This is a genomic window from Eudoraea sp., assembly GCF_049665975.1.
Lineage (GTDB): Bacteria > Bacteroidota > Bacteroidia > Flavobacteriales > Flavobacteriaceae > Eudoraea.
In genome coordinates this window covers 1-2,672 of record NZ_JBATGR010000523.1, presented here as the reverse complement: position 1 = coordinate 2,672, position 2,672 = coordinate 1, and the positions used below count along the sequence as shown (strand labels likewise).

The following is a 2,672-nucleotide window of genomic DNA, read 5'->3' as shown; positions in this document are numbered from 1 at the left end:
ATCATACACCACTTGATGGAGCTAAGACCTATAAATTACACTTACCTCCTAATGTGCCTGTAAAAGATAACTGGTCAGTGACTATATACGATCCACAAACACGATGTATGCTGCAGACAGATCAGCCATTTGCCGGAATCAACAGTTTAAGTGGAAAAGTAAAAGAAAATAAAGACGGCTCTATCGATGTGATTTTTGCACCTACTTTACCTAAGGGTGTAGATGAAGGCAACTGGATTCAGACTATTCCTGGTAAAAGCTGGTTTATCCTGCTACGTGCCTATGGTCCACTTGAGCCATGGATTGACAAAACCTGGAGGCCCAGTGAATTGGAACTCGTTAAATAATAACAAACCTTTTAATTAACCATAGAATCAAAAATCATGACAAATTATTTAAAAATGATCAGCAATTCAGTTAAACATTGGTATTTACCATTGATCTCAGGCCTTATTTTTATCGGAGCAGGAATTTATTCATTTGCCCAACCTGCAGAATCTTATGTGGCACTTGCATTCGTTTTCAGTATCTCCTTTATAATAGCCGGATTTATGGATATCTTTTTTGCAATTTCCAACCGTAAGGAGCTGGAAGGATGGGGATGGGATCTGGCCCTCGGACTAATGACACTTCTGGTTGGTATAGTACTTATGCGTCATCCAGAAATATCGATGCTTACCCTTCCATTATTCGTTGGTTTCACTATACTATTTAGATCTGCAATGGCCATAGGTAATTCACTGGAACTGAAGAAATATTATATAAACGAATGGGGAACCTTGATGGCGATTGGTATTTTAGGAATGGTCTTTTCGTTTATTTTAATTTTCAATCCTGTCTTTGCAGGATTATCTATCGTGATCTGGACAGGCCTTGCTTTTATCTTCATTGGCGCCTACAGTATCTATCTGTCATTACAACTTAAAAAAGTACACGACATTCCAAAAAACGTCTCAAAAGAAGTAAAGAAGCGATTTGAAGATGTAAAACTCGAAGTTCAGAAGGAAATATTAGACAAAGTAGATAAGTTAAAATCAGCTCAATAAATAATAATAATAATTTAAAACCTTAATAATGAAAAATTTAAAATCAATATTATCAATATTGGCTAGTGCAGTACTCATCTTTATGTTTACAAATTGCCAGGAAGCAAAGAAATCAGAAACTCCTGAAAAGCTTGCAAAAGAAGCTCCGAAAACTTACAAAATGACCACCCAAATTCCGGAAAATGTTTTAATCCCCGATGAGGTAGAAACCAGCCTGGGTAAAATGACATTTTTTGATGGTGTGCCTACTGCAGAAACTGCAGAAAAGATATGGGATTTCCAGGATCTCTCTCGTGCTGTTGAATGTATGATTATGCATACTCCAGCTGCTTCATTAGTTGGTTTCCGAAGAGGAATCAGGGAATATGGCCCCGATAATGAAACTGCCATCTGGTGGAAGGAAAGGTTAGATTCAAGAGGATTATTGTTAACGGGAAATACCACTGTCATTTATTTATTTATGTGGTTAGATACACATGATGGTCCTCTGGTTGTTGAATCACCTCCGGGAGTTTTGGGTATTGTGGATGACTTCTGGTTTCAATATGTTGGTGATGTTGGAAATGCAGGTCCAGACCGCGGAAAAGGTGGAAAGTATCTTTTATTGCCTCCGGGATATGAAGGTGACATTCCTGATGGATATTTTATATTAAACTCCCTGACTTATGGAAACTGGATGGCTTTAAGAGGTTTTGCTGTTGATGGTTCTTACGACATACCGATTAAAAACCTGCAGTCACTGAAAGTATATCCATTGGCAGATAAGAACAATCCAAAACCTGTTCAATTCCATAATATATCGGGTAAATACATTAACACCTTACATGCGCAGGATATCACCATTTTTGAAGAAATAAATGAAGTGGTACAGGAAGAAAATAATTCAGCCTGGGATATTGAAGCACTGGGTTTGCTGGCATCCATTGGTATCGAAAAAGGAAAGCCTTTTGCCCCCGATGCCCGCATGAAAAAGATACTTGAAGAAGCAGCGGTTTTAGGTTCTGCAACCCAACGTTCCATTCTCTTTCGTAACCGTGCAGATGATGTTGAAATATGGCCAGGAAGTAAAAGCTGGGAACTTGGTTTTGAAGGCGGTAGTTATGAATTTGAACATGATGGTGTTCGCTTAATAAACTCAAGGGTACGTTTCCACTATTATGCAACAGGAATCACCCCGGTAATGGTAAAACCTCCGGTTGGAGCAGGTTCACAGTATGTAATTGGCTTACGTGACTCGGAAGGCGAAATACTAAATGGTGCCAACAATTATAAGCTACATGTACCACCAAATGCACCGGTCAAACGTTTCTGGGAAGTTACAGTATATGATAACCAAACCAGAAGTATGCTTCAGACAGATCAAACGTTACCAGGTGTTACCAGTATTCAGGAAGACATTGTAAAGAATGCTGATGGTTCATTCGACATCTATTTTGGCCCTGAAAAACCGGAAGGCAATGTAAACTGGGTACAAACTATACCTAATAAAGGCTGGAATATGCTATGGCGTATGTACAGCCCTACTCAAGAATGGTACGACAAAGCTTGGAGACCTGGTGAAATTGTGAAGGTAAATTAAATAATCCTTCGACTTCGCTCAGGATGACGGTCAGACTGAGCGGAGTC

At 39.1% G+C, this 2,672-nt stretch carries 3 protein-coding genes; all 3 read left to right on the top strand.

The features are described 5' to 3' along the window. Nucleotides 1–347, top strand: a 347-nt coding sequence (locus WBN20_RS16515) for a DUF1214 domain-containing protein (RefSeq protein WP_424282480.1), incomplete at its 5' end; no start/stop codon positions are given. Between the two features lie 36 nt (nt 348–383). Beyond that, on the top strand, nt 384–1,046 hold the full coding sequence (locus WBN20_RS16510) for an HdeD family acid-resistance protein (protein ID WP_424282479.1): 663 nt from the start codon (nt 384–386) through the stop codon (nt 1,044–1,046). 28 nt (nt 1,047–1,074) lie between these two features. Continuing rightward, the gene (locus WBN20_RS16505; protein WP_424282478.1) at nt 1,075–2,625 is read left to right on the top strand and encodes a DUF1254 domain-containing protein; all 1,551 of its coding nucleotides are present in this window, start codon (nt 1,075–1,077) and stop codon (nt 2,623–2,625) included. Nucleotides 2,626–2,672 lie beyond the last annotated feature (47 nt).

Coding starts and splice junctions, on each gene's coding strand:
- WBN20_RS16505 (WP_424282478.1), top strand. CDS start 1,075: ATGAAAAATTTAAAATCAATATTATCAATATTGGCTAGTGCAGTACTC.
- WBN20_RS16510 (WP_424282479.1), top strand. CDS start 384: ATGACAAATTATTTAAAAATGATCAGCAATTCAGTTAAACATTGGTAT.